The organism is Acidovorax sp. SDU_ACID1 (assembly GCF_045291395.1).
In the GTDB taxonomy this organism is placed as follows: Bacteria; Pseudomonadota; Gammaproteobacteria; order Burkholderiales; family Burkholderiaceae_C; genus MR-S7.
Window position 1 is genome coordinate 1,186,888 of sequence record NZ_CP152342.1, and the last position, 15,952, is coordinate 1,202,839.

The 15,952-nt window shown below is 69.1% G+C and carries 13 protein-coding genes; 9 read left to right on the plus strand and 4 right to left on the minus strand.

The window, feature by feature from the left end; genetic code table 11:
* Nucleotides 1-41 precede the first annotated feature (41 nt).
* The 7 genes from AAG689_RS05805 to AAG689_RS05835 all read left to right on the plus strand — a co-directional run bounded on the left by AAG689_RS05805 (nt 42) and on the right by AAG689_RS05835 (nt 7,962).
* Nucleotides 42-809, plus strand: a complete 768-nt coding sequence (locus AAG689_RS05805; protein WP_406625114.1) for an ABC transporter ATP-binding protein — start codon at nt 42-44, stop codon at nt 807-809.
* Nucleotides 806-1,531, plus strand: a complete 726-nt coding sequence (locus AAG689_RS05810) for an ABC transporter ATP-binding protein (protein WP_406625115.1) — start codon at nt 806-808, stop codon at nt 1,529-1,531. The genes AAG689_RS05805 and AAG689_RS05810 overlap by 4 nt, the downstream gene beginning before the upstream one ends.
* Nucleotides 1,532-1,599: 68 nt before the next feature.
* On the plus strand, nt 1,600-2,580 hold the full coding sequence (locus tag AAG689_RS05815; RefSeq protein ID WP_406625116.1) for a branched-chain amino acid ABC transporter permease: 981 nt from the start codon (nt 1,600-1,602) through the stop codon (nt 2,578-2,580).
* A 2-nt stretch (nt 2,581-2,582) separates the two neighbouring features.
* Nucleotides 2,583-3,647: a branched-chain amino acid ABC transporter permease gene (locus AAG689_RS05820; protein WP_406625117.1), complete on the plus strand. Its 1,065-nt coding sequence runs from the start codon at nt 2,583-2,585 to the stop codon at nt 3,645-3,647.
* 52 nt (nt 3,648-3,699) lie between these two features.
* The gene (locus AAG689_RS05825) at nt 3,700-5,880 is read left to right on the plus strand and encodes a 3-hydroxybutyrate oligomer hydrolase family protein (protein WP_406625118.1); all 2,181 of its coding nucleotides are present in this window, start codon (nt 3,700-3,702) and stop codon (nt 5,878-5,880) included.
* A gap of 7 nt (nt 5,881-5,887) precedes the next feature.
* Nucleotides 5,888-7,051 (plus strand): ABC transporter substrate-binding protein, encoded by a 1,164-nt coding sequence (locus AAG689_RS05830; RefSeq protein WP_406625119.1) that lies wholly within the window; start codon nt 5,888-5,890, stop codon nt 7,049-7,051.
* 32 nt (nt 7,052-7,083) lie between these two features.
* Nucleotides 7,084-7,962 (plus strand): alpha/beta fold hydrolase, encoded by an 879-nt coding sequence (locus tag AAG689_RS05835; protein WP_406625120.1) that lies wholly within the window; start codon nt 7,084-7,086, stop codon nt 7,960-7,962.
* A gap of 58 nt (nt 7,963-8,020) precedes the next feature.
* Here AAG689_RS05835 and hemH read toward each other — a convergent pair whose 3' ends face one another.
* From hemH to AAG689_RS05850, 3 genes are read right to left on the minus strand one after another with little or no spacing between them, the layout of a single operon-like run.
* Nucleotides 8,021-9,013 (minus strand): ferrochelatase, encoded by a 993-nt coding sequence (gene hemH / locus AAG689_RS05840; protein WP_406625121.1) that lies wholly within the window; start codon nt 9,011-9,013, stop codon nt 8,021-8,023.
* Between the two features lie 33 nt (nt 9,014-9,046).
* On the minus strand, nt 9,047-10,642 hold the full coding sequence (locus AAG689_RS05845; RefSeq protein WP_406625122.1) for an IPTL-CTERM sorting domain-containing protein: 1,596 nt from the start codon (nt 10,640-10,642) through the stop codon (nt 9,047-9,049).
* A gap of 14 nt (nt 10,643-10,656) precedes the next feature.
* The gene (locus tag AAG689_RS05850; protein WP_406625123.1) at nt 10,657-12,687 is read right to left on the minus strand and encodes a WD40/YVTN/BNR-like repeat-containing protein; all 2,031 of its coding nucleotides are present in this window, start codon (nt 12,685-12,687) and stop codon (nt 10,657-10,659) included.
* Between the two features lie 174 nt (nt 12,688-12,861).
* Between AAG689_RS05850 and AAG689_RS05855 the strand changes: the two genes are divergently transcribed.
* Complete coding sequence (locus AAG689_RS05855; protein ID WP_406625124.1) at nt 12,862-14,334, plus strand: hypothetical protein; 1,473 nt, start codon at nt 12,862-12,864, stop codon at nt 14,332-14,334.
* 77 nt (nt 14,335-14,411) lie between these two features.
* Nucleotides 14,412-14,786, plus strand: coding sequence for a hypothetical protein (locus AAG689_RS05860; protein ID WP_406625125.1), 375 nt, complete (start codon nt 14,412-14,414; stop codon nt 14,784-14,786).
* Nucleotides 14,787-14,841: 55 nt separating this feature from the next.
* Here the strand turns inward: AAG689_RS05860 and AAG689_RS05865 are convergent, their stop codons facing one another.
* Complete coding sequence (locus AAG689_RS05865) at nt 14,842-15,951, minus strand: LuxR C-terminal-related transcriptional regulator (protein WP_406625126.1); 1,110 nt, start codon at nt 15,949-15,951, stop codon at nt 14,842-14,844.
* Between the last annotated feature and the right edge of the window lies 1 nt (nt 15,952).

The window sequence follows — 15,952 nt, forward strand, 5'->3', positions numbered from 1 at the left end:
CGCTTGTCCATCAAGCGCTGGAGGCCATTTTCATTCAAACAATGCTTGCAACCCAGGACCTGACCGTGCGCTTCGGCGGCCACGTGGCGGTGAACGCCGTGACCTGCGCCTTCGCGCCGGGCACGCTCACCGCCATCGTCGGCCCCAACGGCGCGGGCAAGACCACGTACTTCAACCTGATCTCGGGCCAGCTCAAGGCCACGGCGGGCACGGTGTCGCTGGGCGGGCGCGACCTGACGGGGCTACCCGCCTCGGCACGCACGCGCGCCGGGCTGGGCCGCGCGTTTCAGCTCACCAACCTGTTCCCCCACCTCAGCGTGCTGGAGAACGTGCGCCTGGCCGTGCAGGCCACCCGGGAGGGCGCGCACCGGCGCGGCCTGAACCTGTGGAGCGTGTGGAGCGACCACCCGCAGCTCACGGCGCGCGCCCAGGAGATCCTGCGCGCCGTGGCGCTGATGCACCGGCAGGACGCGCCCGTCGCCAGCCTGCCGCACGGCGACCAGCGCAAGCTGGAGGTGGCGCTGCTCATGGCGCTGGAGCCGCAGGTCTACATGTTCGACGAACCGACGGCCGGCATGAGCCACGACGAGGCGCCCGTGGTGCTGCAGCTCATCCGCGAGCTGAAGAAGGACAAGACCAAGACCATCCTGCTCGTGGAGCACAAGATGGACGTGGTGCGCGAGCTGGCCGACCGCATCATCGTGCTGCACAACGGCACGCTGGTGGCCGACGGCAACCCGGCCGAGGTGATCGCCTCGCCCATCGTGCAGGAGGCCTACCTGGGCACCGCCGCGAAGGAGGCCGCATGACCGCCAATCTGCTGGAGCTCTCCGGCGTGCACACGCACATCGGCGCCTACCACATCCTGCACGGCGTGAACCTCGCCGTGCCGCGCGGGCAGCTCACCATGCTGCTGGGCCGCAACGGCGCGGGCAAGACCACCACCCTGCGCACCATCATGGGCCTGTGGCAGGCCAGCCAGGGCCGCATCGTGATGGACGGCGCCGACATCGCCGGCTGGCCCACGCCGCGCATCGCGCAGCAGGGCATCGCCTACGTGCCCGAGAACATGGGCATCTTCGCGGACCTGACGGTGAAGGAAAACCTGCTGCTGGCCGCGCGCGGCGCGCGCACCGCCGCGCAGATGGACGAGGCGCGGCTGGACTGGATCTTCGGCCTCTTTCCCGCCGTGCAGAAGTTCTGGAACCACCCGGCCGGCAAGCTCAGCGGCGGGCAAAAGCAGATGGTGGCCGTGGCCCGCGCCATCGTCGAGCCGCGCGCACTGCTCATCGTGGACGAGCCCAGCAAGGGCCTCGCGCCCGCCATCGTGAACAACATGATCGACGCCTTCGCGCAGCTGAAAGCCAGCGGCACCACCATCCTGCTCGTGGAGCAGAACCTGCACTTCGCCAAGCGCCTGGGCGACCACGTGGCGGTGATGGACGATGGCGTGGTGGTGCACGCCGGCCCCATGGCCGCGCTGGCCGCCGACGAGGCATTGCAGCAGTCGCTGCTGGGGCTGGCGCTATGAGCGGATACAAGCCAAATCAGGCCACAGCGCCCGCCAGTCAAGCGCAACAAGCTATCAAAAAAGAAGCAATGGCGCGTGACGTCGACTGGCTGCCCATCGCCCTCGTGCCCGCGCTGATGCTGGCCGTGCTGCCCTTCATCGGCTCGGCCAGCACCTGGGCCACGCTTACCGTGGCGGGGCTGGCGATGGGCATGATCGTGTTCATCATCGCCTCGGGCCTCACGCTGGTCTTCGGCCTCATGGACGTGCTGAACTTCGGCCACGGCGTGTTCATCGCGCTGGGCGCGTTCGTGGCCACCAGCGTGCTCGGCGCCATGGGCGACTACACGCAAAGCGCCGAACTCTGGCGCAACCTGCTCGCCGTGCTGCCCGCGATGGTCATCGCCATGCTGGTGGCGGGCGCGGTGGGACTGGCGTTCGAGCGCTGCATCGTGCGGCCCGTCTATGGGCAGCACCTCAAGCAGATCCTCATCACCATGGGCGGCATGATCATCGGCGAGGAGCTCATCAAGGTCATCTGGGGCCCGCAGCAGATCCCGCTGCCGCTGCCCGAGGCGATGAAGGGCGCGTGGATCGTGGGCGACGCGGCGGTGGAGAAATACCGCGTGCTTGCCGTCTGCGTGGGCCTGGGCGTCTTCGCACTGCTGGCGTGGACGCTCTCGCGCACCAAGGTGGGCCTGCTGATCCGCGCGGGCGTGCAGGACCGCGAGATGGTCGAGAGCCTGGGCTACCGCGTGCGGCGCCTGTTCGTGGGCGTGTTCGTGGCCGGCAGCGCGCTGGCAGGCCTGGGCGGGGTGATGTGGGGCCTGTACCAGCAGAACGTGGTGCCGCAGATGGGCGCGCAGGTCAACGTGCTGATCTTCATCGTCATCATCATCGGCGGGCTGGGCAGCACCGGCGGTGCGCTGATCGGCGCGCTGCTCGTGGGGCTGATGGCGAACTACACGGGCTTTCTCGTGCCCAAGGTGGCGCTGTTCTCCAACATCGCGCTCATGGTGGCCGTGCTCCTGTGGCGGCCGCAAGGTGTGTACCCCGTAGCGAACCGTTGACCATGATGAACCGCATTCTTTCCGGCGACTATCCGCGCAGCAGGGTGCTGGCGGTGCTGCTCGTGGCCGTCCTCCTCGGGCTGGCGGCGGCGCCCTTCGTCTTTCCCGGCGTGAAGGCGCTCAACGTGGCGGCCAAGGTGCTGGTGTTCGTGGTGCTGGTGGCCAGCTTCGACCTGCTGCTGGGCTACACCGGCATCGTGAGCTTCGCGCACACCATGTTCTTCGGCATCGGCGCCTACGGCATCGCCATCGCCACCAGCCGCATGGGCGCCACCTGGGGGGCGCTGGCCGTGGGGCTGGGCGCGGCGCTGGCGCTGTCGCTGCTGCTGGCGCTGGCCATCGGCCTGTTTTCGCTGCGCGTGCGGGCCATCTTCTTCGCCATGATCACGCTGGCCGTGGCGGCGGCGTTCCAGACGCTGGCTTCGCAGCTCTCCGACTGGACGGGCGGCGAGGACGGGCTGACCTTCAAGCTGCCGCTGCTGCTGTCGCCCAGCTTCGAGCCGTTCGAGGACGAGGTGCTGGGCGTGCTGATCGACGGGCGCATCGTCACCTACTACCTGTTGTTCGCGGCCGCCGTGGTGCTGGTGCTGGCGCTGCTGCGCATCGTGAACTCGCCCTTCGGCCGCGTGCTGCAGGCCATCCGCGAGAACGAGTTCCGCGCCGAGGCCATCGGCTACCGCGTCGTGGTCTACCGCACCACGTCCAGCGTGCTCTCCGCCCTGTTCGCCACGCTCGCGGGCGCCATGCTCGCGCTCTGGCTGCGCTACAACGGACCGGACACCTCGCTCAGCTTCGAGATCATGATGGACTGCCTGCTCATCGTCGTGATCGGCGGCATGGGCACCATTTACGGCGCCGTGATCGGCTCGGTGCTCTTCGTGGTGGCGCAGAGCTACCTGCAGGACCTGCTGCGCATCGGCTCGGAGGCCGCCGCCGGCCTGCCGTGGCTGGCCGCGCTGCTCTCGCCCGACCGCTGGCTGCTGTGGCTGGGCCTGCTGTTCGTGCTGTCCGTTTACTACTTCCCCACCGGCGTGGTGGGGCGCCTGCGTTCCCTGCGCGCCCGCTAGCGGACGTGCCTTTCCGTCCCTGCATGACAACCATTACCCCCAAGGAGACAACATGCGAGTGAACGAACGAGTGACCATGCGCTGCACCGCGACGGCCCTGGCCGTGGCGGCGCTGGCGGCCTGCGGCGGCGGCTCTTCCGGGCCGTCGAACGAACTGCCCAAGGGCATCAAGGAGATCGGCGCCACGGTCTACCCCGCCACCACGGCGGGCACGGGCGCCACGGCGGCCACGCAGGACCTGCTCACGGGCGGCATCGGCAAGACCGGCCTGGGCGCGGCCGCCGCGCCGGCCTATGCCGACCCGGCCCGCCCCACGGCGGCCGAGCTGCGCCGCAACGCGCTCTATTCCAACTACCGCGGCATCCTCGACCCGCTGCCCGCCGGCGGCTACGGCACGCTGTACGGCCCCAACGTCACGGCCGGCGGCCAGGTGACGGCCGGCGAAGGCCTGATCCCGGGACGCGAATACGTGGCCGTGCTCGACGACGGCTCGGGCCGCAAGCAGACCGTGATCGCCGTGCAGGTGCCCGACAGCTTCAGCGCCAGCAACCCCTGCATCGTGCTCGGCCCCTCGTCGGGCTCGCGCGGCGTATACGGCGCCATCGGCACGGCGGGCGAGTGGGGCCTGAAGAAGGGCTGCGCCGTGGCGCTGACCGACGCGGGCAAGGGCGTGGGCCTGCACAACCTGGCCGACGACACGGTGAACCAGATCGACGGCACGCGCGCCACGCGCAGCGCGGCGGGCGCATCCAGCTTCTTCACCGCCCTGGGCGAGGCGGCACGCGCGGCCTACGACGCGGCCTTCCCCCACCGCATCGCCATCAAGCACGCGCATTCGCAGCAGAATCCCGAGAAGGACTGGGGCAGCGACACGCTGGCCGCGGGCCGCTACGCGCTGTACGTGCTCAACGCGCGCTACGGCACGGCCACCGACCCCGTGCCGTTCACCAAGGGCAACACGCTGGTGATCGCGGGCTCGGCCTCCAACGGCGGCGCGGCCTCGCTGCGCGCGGCCGAGCAGGATGGCGACGGCCTGATCGACGGCGTGGTGGCCTCAGAGCCCGTGACCGAGATGCCCACCATGAGCGGCTACGGCATCCAGTTCGGCGGCGCGGCCGTGGCGGGCTACGGCAAGACGCTGGCCGAATACACCACCTACGGCAACATCTACCAGCCCTGCGCGGCGCTGGCGGCCGATGCGGCGCTGAACGAAGTGTCGATCTACAACTACATCGGCCTCACGGCCATGACCGCACGCGCCACGGCGCGCTGCGACGGCCTGGCCGCCAAGGGGCTGGTGAACGGCGCCACTACGGCCGAGCGCGCGGCGGACGCGCTGGCCAAGCTGCACGCCTATGGCTGGACGGCCGATAACGACACCATGCACAACGCCCACTACGGGCTGGGCAACGGCCCCATCCTCTCGGCCATGTACACCATGGCGTACGGCCGCTTCGCCGCCGACGCGAACCTGTGCCGCACGAGCTTCGCGGCCGCCAATGCCACGGGCGACGTGGTGGCCGCCGCACCCGCAGCGCTGGCGCAGAGCTTCGCCACCGCCAACGGCACCGCCAACGGCACGCCGGCCACCGTGGTCTACAACGACTCGGTAGGCGGCGCCAAGGCCTGGCAGTTCGCCGTCTCGCCCTCCACCGGCGCGGCCGACCTGGGGCTGGACAACGCGCTGTGCCAGCACGCGCTGGTGAGCGGCAAGGACCCGGCGACGGGCGCCGCGCTCACGGCGTCGAGCACGCCCACCAAGGCCGACAGCGACAAGGTGCGCGCGGGCATCGCCGAGGTGCTGCACAGCGCCAACCTGCGCGGCAAGCCGGCCATCATCGTCGCGGGCCGCAGCGACGCGCTGGTGCCGGTGAACAACAACGCGCGGGCCTACACGGCGCTCAACCGCACCGTGGAGGGCGCATCGAGCAAGCTGCGCTACATCGAGGTCGTGAACGGCCAGCACTTCGACGCCTTCCTGCCGTTCGCGGGCTTCGACACGCGCTTCGTGCCGCTGCACCCGTATTTCAACCAGGCCATGGACGCGATGTGGGCGCACCTCAAGAGCGGCGCCGCGCTGCCCGCCAGCCAGGTGGTGCGCACCACGCCGCGCGGCGGCACGCCGGGCGCGGCGCCCGCGATCACCGCGGCGAACGTGCCGCCGTTCGTGGCCGCGCCCGCGGCGGCCGACCAGATCGGCTTCGCGGGCACGTCCATCACGGTGCCCCGCTGACGCCGGCATGAAAGCGTTGCGCATCGGCATGCGCGCCAGGGGGCTGCTCGCCGCCCTGGCGCTGTGCGCCCTCGGCGCCACGGGCCGCCCGGCCCTGGCCGCCGAGGTGGTGGTGGGCCAGGTGGCGCCGCTGTCGGGGGTGCTGGCCTCCACGGGCCAGCAGATGGTGCTGGGCGGCAAGATCTATTTCGACTGGGTCAACGCCCAGGGCGGCGTGCACGGCGCCACCATCCGCCAGGAGGTGGTGGACGACGGCTACAAGGTGCCCGAGACGGTGCGCCTCACGCGCGCGCTGCTCGCGCGGCCCGAGGTGGTGGCGCTGTTCGGCTTCGCGGGGACGGCCAACGTCACGCAGCTGCTGGCCGACGGCGTGCTGGAGCAGGGCGGGGCGGCATTGGTGGCGCCCTACACGGGCGGCGAGTCGCTGCGCAGCCCGTTCAACCCCTGGATCTTCCACGTGCGCGCGGGCTACGCCGACGAGGCCGAGCACATGGTGCAGCAGCTCGCCACGCTGGGCATGGACCGCGTGGCCGTGATGTACCAGGACGACGGCTTCGGCCTGGCCGGCCTGGCCGGCCTGGCCGGCGTGGAGGCGGCGCTGGCCAGGCGTGGGCTCAAGCTGGCGGCATCGGCGGGCTACGAGCGCAACACGGACCAGGTCGAGGCGGCGGCCCAGGCCATCAAGGCCGTGGACGCGCAGGCCGTCATCATGATCGCCATCAACAAGCCCGCGGCCGCGTTCGTCAAGCGCTACCGCGAGGTGGGCGGCGGCGCGCAGCTCTACAGCATCTCGGTGGTCGATCCGGCGGAGATCGTGAAGATCGCCGGACTGAAGAACGCGCACGGCCTGGGCATCAGCCAGGTGGTGCCGTACCCCTACCGGCCGCTGCTGCCCGTGGTGCGCGAATACCAGCAGCTCCTGAAGAAGTACGCTCCCGGGGCCGAGGTGAACTACACCAGCTTCGAGGAGTTCCTGGGCGCCAAGGTGCTGGTCGAGGCGCTGCGCCGCGCGGGCCCCGCGCCCACGCGGGCCAGGGTCGTCAAGGCGCTCGAATCGCTGCAGGGCTTCGACCTGGGCGGCGTCTCCGTCGGCTACTCGCCCACCAGCCGCGTGGGCTCGCGCTACGTCGAGGTCACCGTGATCGGCGCCAACGGCCGGCTCATGAAATAGCTTTCTTCCCTGCTCCCACAAGGCGGTCCACCATGTCTCCCTCGTCGCACTACGCCACCTGCGCCGGCTATGAAATCCACTACATGGACTGGGGCGCGCCCGATGCCCCGGTGGTGATTGCCTGGCACGGCCTGGCGCGCACGGGGCGCGACATGGACGAGATCGCCGCCCACCTGGCCGGCCGCTACCGCGTGATCTGCCCCGACACGGTGGGCCGCGGCCTGAGCCAGTGGGCCGCGCGGCCCGACGAGGAGTACCGCCTGGCGTTCTACGCGCGCCTGGCGGGCGACCTGTTCGAGCGGCTGGGCATCGAGCGCGCGCACTGGCTGGGCACCTCGATGGGCGGCGCCATCGGCACCGTGTGCGCCGCCGGCCGCGCCGAGCCGCGCCTGGCCGGACGCATCCGCAGCCTGCTGCTCAACGACAACGCGCCGCGACTGGCCGACGCGGCGCTTGCGCGCATCCGCGCCTACGCGGGCCAGCCGCCCGCGTTCGGCACCGTGCAGGAGCTGGAGGCGTTCTTCCGGCAGGTGTATGCGCCCTATGGCTGGCTCAGCGACGCGCAGTGGCGGCGCCTCACGGAAACCTCCACGCGCCGCCTGCCCGACGGGCGCGTGACGCCGCACTACGACCCGGCCATGGTGCGGCAGTTCACGGCGCACGAGAACGACTATCTTGTGTGGGACGACTACGACCGGCTTGCCATCCCCGTGCTGTGCCTGCGCGGCGCAGACTCCGACCTGGTGCTGCGCGAGACCACGGCCGAAATGCTCGCGCGCGGCCCCGGCGCGCGCGGCCTCGCCCAGGTGGTCGAGGTGCCGGGCTGCGGCCATGCGCCTGCGCTCAACGTGCCGCAGCACTATGCGCTGGTGGACCGCTTCCTGGCCGATGCGGAGGCGCGGGGCTTCTGATCGCTCCTGAAACAGGAGCTGCTTGCGCTTGATGGATAAGCGCTGGAGGCCGATTCGACTATGAGTCCACCCAGCCCGCCAGGTGCCTCTGCGCGATGCGGGAGAGGGCGCCGATCCAGGCGTGCCCGTCGTTCAGGCAGGGGATGTAGCGGAACTCCTGCCCGCCCGCCTGCAGGAAGGCGTGGCGCGCCTCCTGGTTGATCTCCTCCAGCGTCTCCAGGCAGTCGCCGGTGAAGCCGGGGCACATCACGTCCACGCGGCGCAGGCCGCCCTGGGCCATCGCCACCAGCGTGGGCTCGGTGTAGGGCTCCAGCCACTTCGCCTTGCCGAAGCGCGACTGGAAGGTGAGCAGGTACTGCTCCGGCGCCAAGCCCAGCGCCTCGGCCAGCAGGCGCGCGGTGGCGCGGCACTGGTCGGCATAGGGGTCGCCCAGGCGCACGTTGCGCTCGGGAATGCCGTGGAAGCTCATCACCAGCTTCTCGGCCGGCCCGCCGCTCCGCTGCCAGTGCGCGCGCACGCTGTCGGCCAGCGCGGCGATGTAGCCGGGGTCGTCGTGGTAGTCGTTCACGAAGCGCAGCTCGGGAAAACTGCGCGAGCGGCGCACCCACGCGGCCACGTCGTCCACCACGCTGGCCGTGGTCGTGCCCGAATACTGCGGGTAGAGCGGCAGCACCAGCACGCGCCGCACGCCTTCATGGTGCAGCGCCTGCAGCTGCGCGCCGATGGCCGGCTGGCCGTAGCGCATCGCGGGCAGCACCGCTACCCGCACGCCGGCCTCGCCCAGCCAGCCGCGCAGCATCAGCGCCTGCTTGTGCGTCCACACGGCCAGGGGCGAGCCCTCGGGCGTCCAGATCGTCGCGTACTTGGCGGCGGACTTCGCCGGCCGCGTGCGCAGGATGATCCCGTACAGGATCGGCAGCCACGCCGCGCGGGGGATCTCCACCACGCGCGGGTCGCCCAGGAACTGCGCGAGGTAGCGCCGCAGCGCGGGGGCGGTGGGCGCGTCGGGCGTGCCCAGGTTGCAGAGCAGGATGGCGGTGTGTGCAGACATATGGGCCGCGATTGTGGCAGGCCCTGGGCGGGTCTAGGCATGCCACTGGCGTCGCCAGGCCAGCAGGCCCAGCAGCACCGCCAGCAGCGCCAGCGCCCATTCGCCGAGCGTGGGAATGGGCGCTGCGCCGCTGGCCGCCGCCAGCACCGAGATGCCGCCCGGATCGACGATGCGGCCGTTGGGCGTAGGCACGCCGTCATCATCGCCCGTGCCGCCGTCGGTGAGCGTTAGCACCGCCGTGTTCGCACCCAGCACGGCGCCTGCGAACGGTGCCCACGTGCCGCCTTGGCGCTTCCAGTACTGCGCGCCCTGCAGCGGCGTGCCAGGGGGATAGGTGACAGTGACCGTGGCGGGTGTTGCGTCGCAGGCGTGCAGCACGAAGTCCAGCACCCCGTGCGGGAAGCTGCGCGTCGCGGGCGCTCCGGCGCTGGCGGCGGACACGAGCTGCACGCTCTCGAACGCGCATGTGCCGCTGCCGCCCGCCACCGCAACGTCCACGGTGCCCGTGCCCGTGGGCGACGGAGCCGAGAACGCCTTGGGATCCGCCAGCGGCGTCGCCGGGTTCGATGGTATTGCCGACGTGGCGCTGCCCGCGCCGTTCGTGGCCTCCACGGCGAAGGTCTGCGTCTGCCCGTTGGGCAGGCCGGCGAACGTGCAGCTGGTGGCCGTGGCGGGGTTGGGCACGCAGGTCTGCTCGCTCGGCTGGGCCGTGACCACGTAGCCGGTGATACCGCTGCCGGTGTCGGCAGGCGCCTGCCACGTTACCGTCACCTGCCCGCTGCCAGTGGGCACGGCCTGCACGCCCGTGGGCGCACCGGGAGCCACCTGGCATGCGGCGTGGGTGTGGGAGCCGGAGAGCGCGCCGTTGGAGCAGCTTCGGGATTCGGCCGTGCAACTGCCGCCCGCCGGCTCGGCGGCGTTCAGGTAGGCGGTGACGGACTGGCCGTGGGCGACGGGCTGCCCGTTGAAGGTGCAGGACGCGGCCGCCGAGACAGAACAGGTGGCATAGGCATGGGAGCCGGAGAGCGCCCCGTTGCTGCAAGTCCTAGTTTGCTGCTGGCAGGTGTTGCCGAAAGGCACCGAGGACTGCGCATATGCCGTGACCGAGCCACCATGGAGAATCGGCATGCCGTTGAACGTGCACGACGCCATGGGCGTCACGCTGTTGCTGATGCTCGATATGGCCGTGCCGCCTTCGGCATTGGCTGCCGTCACGGTAAAGGTATAGGCCGTGCCATCCACCAGCCCCGACACCACGCAACTGCTGTCGCCCGGCCCCGCCGTGCAGCCGCTGCCGCCGTTGACGGTGTAGCCCGCCAGCGCGCTGCTGCCGCTGGATGCGCTGGGTGTCCAGCTCACCGTGGCCTGGCCAGTGCCCGGCGCGCCCAGCGCGGCCTGCACGCCGGTGGGCGCGGCGGGGGCGATGACTTGGCGGGTGACGCTAACGGTGTAGGTGCGGGTGGATGTTGCGTCGCCAGACGTGACCACGACGCTCAATGTGTTGCTGCCGGGGTTCAGCGCGATGGCGCCCGAGGGGGCGCCGTTGGCCACAGCAGTGCCGTTGACAGTGATGGCGGCGTCGTTGATCCACCCAGTGGGCGTGAGCGTGGCGCTGGCGGCGCCCTGCACCGTGGCAGCGTAGTTCAGCGTGCCGGTACTAAACGGGGGGTCATAGCCACGGGGCTGCCGCCCACAGCCAATGCCAGATCCAGCAGGCGCGATTCACTGGAAACTGCCCCGTTGGTGCTTTTGAACACGCTGCTGCCCAGGGTACCGGCATAGATCGTCGTGGGTGTCACGGGGTCGACAGCCAGGGAATACAGGGCGATATTGGCCAAGCCCGTCTTTGCGGCCGACCAATGGGCGCCTCCATCGACGCTCTTGAAAACGCCGTCACTGGCGCCGGCATACAGTGTCGAGGGCGTGGTGGGGTCGATGGTCAGCGCGTAGGGCGTATCGGGCAACCCCGGCTGGGCACTTACCCAACTGGCGCCCCCATCGGTGCTTTTCAGCAGCCCGACAAAGCGCACGGCTGCATACACCGTCGCAGCACTGTCGACCACCAACGGGGCTACTTCCCCACCGGATCGGCTCACCGTCCAGTTCGCCCCTGCGTCCGTACTTTTGTAAATACCGCCCGTATTGAGACCCGCATAGAGCGTGGACGGCGAGGTGGGATCAATGGCCAGTGAATACACGTACTCGGCCGGCAGTCCGGTACTGGACGGCAGCCAGGCGGCGCCTCCGTTGGTGCTCTTGAACACGCCGATGTTGGTAGCCGCATACAGCACGGCCGGCGCCGCCGGGTTGATGGCCAACGCGAGAACCGTGAAGGTCGTCATTCCGCTGTTGGATGGCGTCCAGGACGCGCCGCCGTTCACGCTTTTATAAATGCCCCCGCTCCAAGTCCCTGCATAAAGCGTCGTGGGTGTACTCGGATCCATGGCCAATGCGCGTATGTCGGTAACCGTAAGACCCGTGTTGACCGCAGACCAGTGCATCCCGGCATCGTTGCTCTTGAAGACACCACCCGCCTGGATGCCGGCATAGACGGTAGAAGGCGAGACCGGATCAATCACCAGCGCACGCACCGTACTGTTCGTAAGGCCAGTATTCGCCATTGCCCAGCTGGCCCCGCTATCCATACTGCGGAATACGCCTCCAGAAGCGCCCATGTACACATTCGATTCATGAGTGGCCACTGATCTCACTCCAAGGCTCGGCCAATCCCCGGGCCCATGTTGAGCCCAAGTCAACCCGGCATCCAGGCTTCTATACAAACCGCCTGCGGTGCCTGCATAGACCGTCGAAGAGGCCGCAGGGTCGATGGCGATGGACATCGGCTGTTGGAACAATCCACCGTTCGCCGCAGACCAATTGGCCCCGCCGTCCACGCTCTTCATCATCAAAATCCCCATGCTGCCTCCCGCATAGAGCGTGGCAGGGTTGGCGGGATCAATCGCCAGGGCATTCACGCTGCCAGTCGCCAAGCCTGTGGCCGACCAACTGGCGCCAGCGTCGACACTTTTGAAGACACCCCCGCCCGATGTGCCCACGTATAGCGTTGTAGGCGTGACGGGGTCAATCGCCAATGCAGCCGAATAGGTGCTCGTCAGCCCGACGCTGGCAGCCGCCCAGTTCGCGCCGCCATCAACGCTCTTGAACACGCCGCCGTAGGTGCCTGCATACAAAATAGTGGGCGAAGCGGGGTCGATGGCCAGTGACAGCACGTAGGCTCCTGCAAAGCCGGGGCTGGCAATCGCCCAGTTCATGCCCCCATCCGTGCTCTTGAAAACCCCGCCGCCACTGGTGCCGGCATACACCGTGGTCGAAGCCGTGGGATCGACGGCGACGGCAGCCACTAACCTGCGCGTCAACCCGTTGCTGGCAGGCGCCCAGGTCGCACCGGCATCGGTGCTTTTGAACACTCCGCCACCTTCAGTGCCGACATAAAGGGTCGTGGGCAGATTGGGGGCCACGGCCAATTGATTGATCCAGCCGCCTTCCGGCCCCGAGGTCTGCTCCCAGGCATTCGCCGCCCAGGCCGCCGCACTGCCGCCCAGGCCCAGGCACAACGCCAGCAGCCAGCGCAGCCACCAGACAATGAATTGGGCGTATTTTTGGCTTCCTACGCTTGCTGGGTAAGCGCTAGCAGCTCTCATTTTTGAAATCATCTTTGAAGTCCATGGCGAAGTGCTCAGAACTATCCGTGTGCCCAAGGCTGTGCGCCATCCCGCATTTGTGGGATGGCGCCTCCATGGGGGCCTGGGTAGCCTGCATTGTGGAGACGGAGAGCGCATCCGCTGCATCCACCCCGACGATTCCGAGCTCAAGAAAGGCACGCAACCATGAAAAGAAACCAACCCACCACCCTGTGGCGCTGCACGGCAGTCGCCAGCGCTGTCATCGCCCTTGCCGCCTGCGGCGGTGGGAGCGACGGCAGCGGACCCTCCACCCCGCCGCCCGCAGGCCCCAGCACGCAAGAGCTGGTGCAGAAGTACGTGCAGGCGAACGAGGCGCTGCTGGCGCAGCGCATGCCCGACGGCGGGGCAGAGCGCTATTCCCTGGTGGATGCGTGCTATCTAGGCAACGGCAGCACTAAGGCCATGCTGGTGGCGAACTGGAGCGCTGCGCAGGCACAAAACTCCGCTTACTTGGTGGGCCGCAAGATGGCCAACGTGCAGATGTTGGCCGAGCGCAAGACCACCAACGCCGACGGCTCAGCTCGGCATGAGGTGGACATCGGCTACGACGAGCAGTACACCGACGGAACGTCCGTCACGGGGCAGGTGCAGACCCTTGTCTCAGGCAGCAGCAGCGGTAGCTGCGCCACGCCGCAGACGGGCGAGGCCCTGCGCGAGTTGGGCAACCGTCGCGTGGCAGCGGTGAGACTGGTGTCGCGCAACCGCCTGCAGGTATTCCGCAAGCTGGCGGATGGCGCGCCGGCCAACACGCCGTACCAGTTGCGGCGGGAGGTGCTGTTCAGCGTGACCGATCCCGCCAAGGTGGCTACCTATGCCGTGGTGTCCTGGGCTTCGGGCAAGGCGGGTGCAGCACCCCATTCGCTCAAGCTGCTGTCGCCGCGCATCGCCCGCGATGCGGCCGAGATGCAGGGCTTGGTTGGCAATGCCAACTGGACGGACGGCGACAGCTTCCGCAACTGCCGCTCGAACGCCGACAACACTGAAGCCAATGCCGCCACGGCCGATTGCACAAAGCTGGGTGCGCGCACCGATGCGTGGGGTTACAACGTGCACCGGTTCGATGCCGAAGGCTTTGCCGGGGGCGACGCCGTGATTGCCAGTTTGGGCCTGGACAAGGCAGGCGCCGATGTGACCTTCGCCCTCTATGCCGACGACGGCTGGAAGACCGTCAACGGCCAGCAGGGCAAGACACCCATCGCCACCTACGTTGTGAAGCTCAAGAACCCTTCGTACCCCTTCGCGCAGTTCGATGTGGAGGCCTTCCCCCGGTTCCTGGATCTCTCGCCCAGCGAAGCCGAGATCGTGGCGGCCTTCAAGGCTAGCGGTGGTACAGCCCAGGCCGAGTTGCAGGCGGCAAAGCCTCCGGCTGGCGGGTTGCCCATGGCGCGATCGGCGCTGTACTCCTTCCGCCAGGGACCCAAGGACGCATCGGCCAGCGGCCCGGCCGTGGTGCGCACGGCCAGCATGCCGGGCACGGTGGCGGCGGACGGCAAGACAGCCTCCATCCCCTTCGGTGGCAAGCCGGATGGCGCATCGGCCACCACCTATGCCGAATTCGGCCTGACCTATACGGACCGCAATGGGCGGGACATGCACTTCACCTTGGAAGCCCAGTAAGGCACAACCCCGGCAAGGGCGGCGCACGGTGGCGGCGCTCCTTGCTGCACTCTCAAGACTCAATGAAGGAAACCACCATGAAGCAATTCCTGTCGACCACTGCCATGGCAATGGCCCTGCTCGGCGCCAGCGCCACTGTCACCGCACAAACCACCGCCTACCCCGAAGGAGCCGAACTGTTGACGCAAGAGGCGCTGCGCGAGGCTTTGGCGGACAAGGTGTTCTCGACGGCCCCGGCCCAGGGTCCCAAGTGGCAGTGGCAGTTCAAGGCAGACGGCCGTTTCTACCTGAGCGTGGGCAACTACTCCGACTCCGGCCAATGGAGCACCAAGGAAAGCAGCCTGTGCCTGGACTCGGGCAAGAACGTGGGCTGCAATGAAATGCGGCGCAAGGACGGCGTGCTCTACCTGAAGCGCAACAGCGGCGAGGTGGTGAGTTTTCAGCTGAAATGACGCATGGAGGCTGAGAGGCGAAGGCCGCCATGAGCCGTCGAATGGCAATAGGCCGTCAAGCGAATTGCAGCGTTTGCAGCAACTGCACCAGCTCCGTCTGCCGTCGGCAGCCCGTCTTGCGCAGGAGGTTCTTGTGGTGCGAGCGCGCTGTGTGCCAGCTCATGCCCTCGATGGCGGCGAAGTCCTTGACGGTCTTGCCGGCTGCCAGCAGCAGCGCCAGGCGCGTCTCGGTGGGTGACAGGCCCAGCATGTCGCCCACCAGCCGAGGGTCCAGGCTGGATGCCGCGCCTGGCATGGCGGCCACGACCAGCGCCATGGGCGCTTGCATGCCGGCCCAGGCATGGCTGGCCTGCAGTGGCAGCACGGCCGCCACCAGCCGCTGTGGACCGTCCGTCAGGGCGATGGCCCCGGCCTTGGCTGGCGTGGCGCATGCGCCGCGCACCAGCTGTTCCAGCCGCTCATGCGCCGTGCCCACGGCGCACCGCAGCCGGCCGTGCTGCGCGCCCAGCGCGCCCGGAAGGGCCAGCAGGCGCTCGGCGGCGGCGTTGGCGTGATGGATGCGGCATTGCGCGTCCACGACCACGATGCCCTGGCGCAGGCTGTCCAGCGCCGCCATGCCCAGGTGGGCGCTGCGCGACAGCGTGACCATGCGCGCGCGCAGCTTGGCCGCGCGGGCGATGTCGGGCACCAGGCGTTCGATGAAGCGTTTGTCATCGGCGGAATACGGCCTGGCGTCTCTGGGGCGCATGAAGCTGATGATGTCGAGCGCGCTGCCTTCCAGGCGCACGACGGTGCCCGCCGTGTGCTTGAGGCCCAGGGGAATGAGCCAGTCTGCATAGACAGGGTTGCGCAGCGCTTCCCGTGCGCTGAAATGCTCATGGTCGAGCATGACCCCGCCCGTCGCGAGGCGCAGCGTGGCCGCCAGGCGCGGGTCATTGCCGGCATGCTGGGTTTCGTATTCGGCCATGTGTCTGGCGTGCAGCCCGAACTGCTCCAGGTTGCCGGCGCTCTCGGGCGTTGGCGCGCTGCTTTCGTCCAGCGTGAAGCTGTGGAAGACGCCCGCCTGCAGCCGGGTACACATCGCATCCATGGCCGCGTGCCAGGCCTGGGGCTGCAGCACCCCGTCGTAGAAAAGTCCCGCGATGGCCTGGGTTTCGCTCTGCATG

What these genes read in the sequence shown, in the direction of transcription:
- AAG689_RS05830 (WP_406625119.1), top strand. Translation starts at nt 5,888, where the DNA reads ATGAAAGCGTTGCGCATCGGCATGCGCGCCAGGGGGCTGCTCGCCGCC.
- AAG689_RS05815 (WP_406625116.1), top strand. Translation starts at nt 1,600, where the DNA reads ATGGCGCGTGACGTCGACTGGCTGCCCATCGCCCTCGTGCCCGCGCTG.
- AAG689_RS05820 (WP_406625117.1), top strand. Translation starts at nt 2,583, where the DNA reads ATGATGAACCGCATTCTTTCCGGCGACTATCCGCGCAGCAGGGTGCTG.
- AAG689_RS05825 (WP_406625118.1), top strand. Translation starts at nt 3,700, where the DNA reads ATGCGAGTGAACGAACGAGTGACCATGCGCTGCACCGCGACGGCCCTG.
- AAG689_RS05810 (WP_406625115.1), top strand. Translation starts at nt 806, where the DNA reads ATGACCGCCAATCTGCTGGAGCTCTCCGGCGTGCACACGCACATCGGC.
- AAG689_RS05855 (WP_406625124.1), top strand. Translation starts at nt 12,862, where the DNA reads ATGAAAAGAAACCAACCCACCACCCTGTGGCGCTGCACGGCAGTCGCC.
- hemH (WP_406625121.1), bottom strand. Translation starts at nt 9,013, where the DNA reads ATGTCTGCACACACCGCCATCCTGCTCTGCAACCTGGGCACGCCCGAC.
- AAG689_RS05835 (WP_406625120.1), top strand. Translation starts at nt 7,084, where the DNA reads ATGTCTCCCTCGTCGCACTACGCCACCTGCGCCGGCTATGAAATCCAC.
- AAG689_RS05805 (WP_406625114.1), top strand. Translation starts at nt 42, where the DNA reads ATGCTTGCAACCCAGGACCTGACCGTGCGCTTCGGCGGCCACGTGGCG.
- AAG689_RS05860 (WP_406625125.1), top strand. Translation starts at nt 14,412, where the DNA reads ATGAAGCAATTCCTGTCGACCACTGCCATGGCAATGGCCCTGCTCGGC.
- AAG689_RS05850 (WP_406625123.1), bottom strand. Translation starts at nt 12,687, where the DNA reads ATGATTTCAAAAATGAGAGCTGCTAGCGCTTACCCAGCAAGCGTAGGA.
- AAG689_RS05865 (WP_406625126.1), bottom strand. Translation starts at nt 15,951, where the DNA reads ATGCAGAGCGAAACCCAGGCCATCGCGGGACTTTTCTACGACGGGGTG.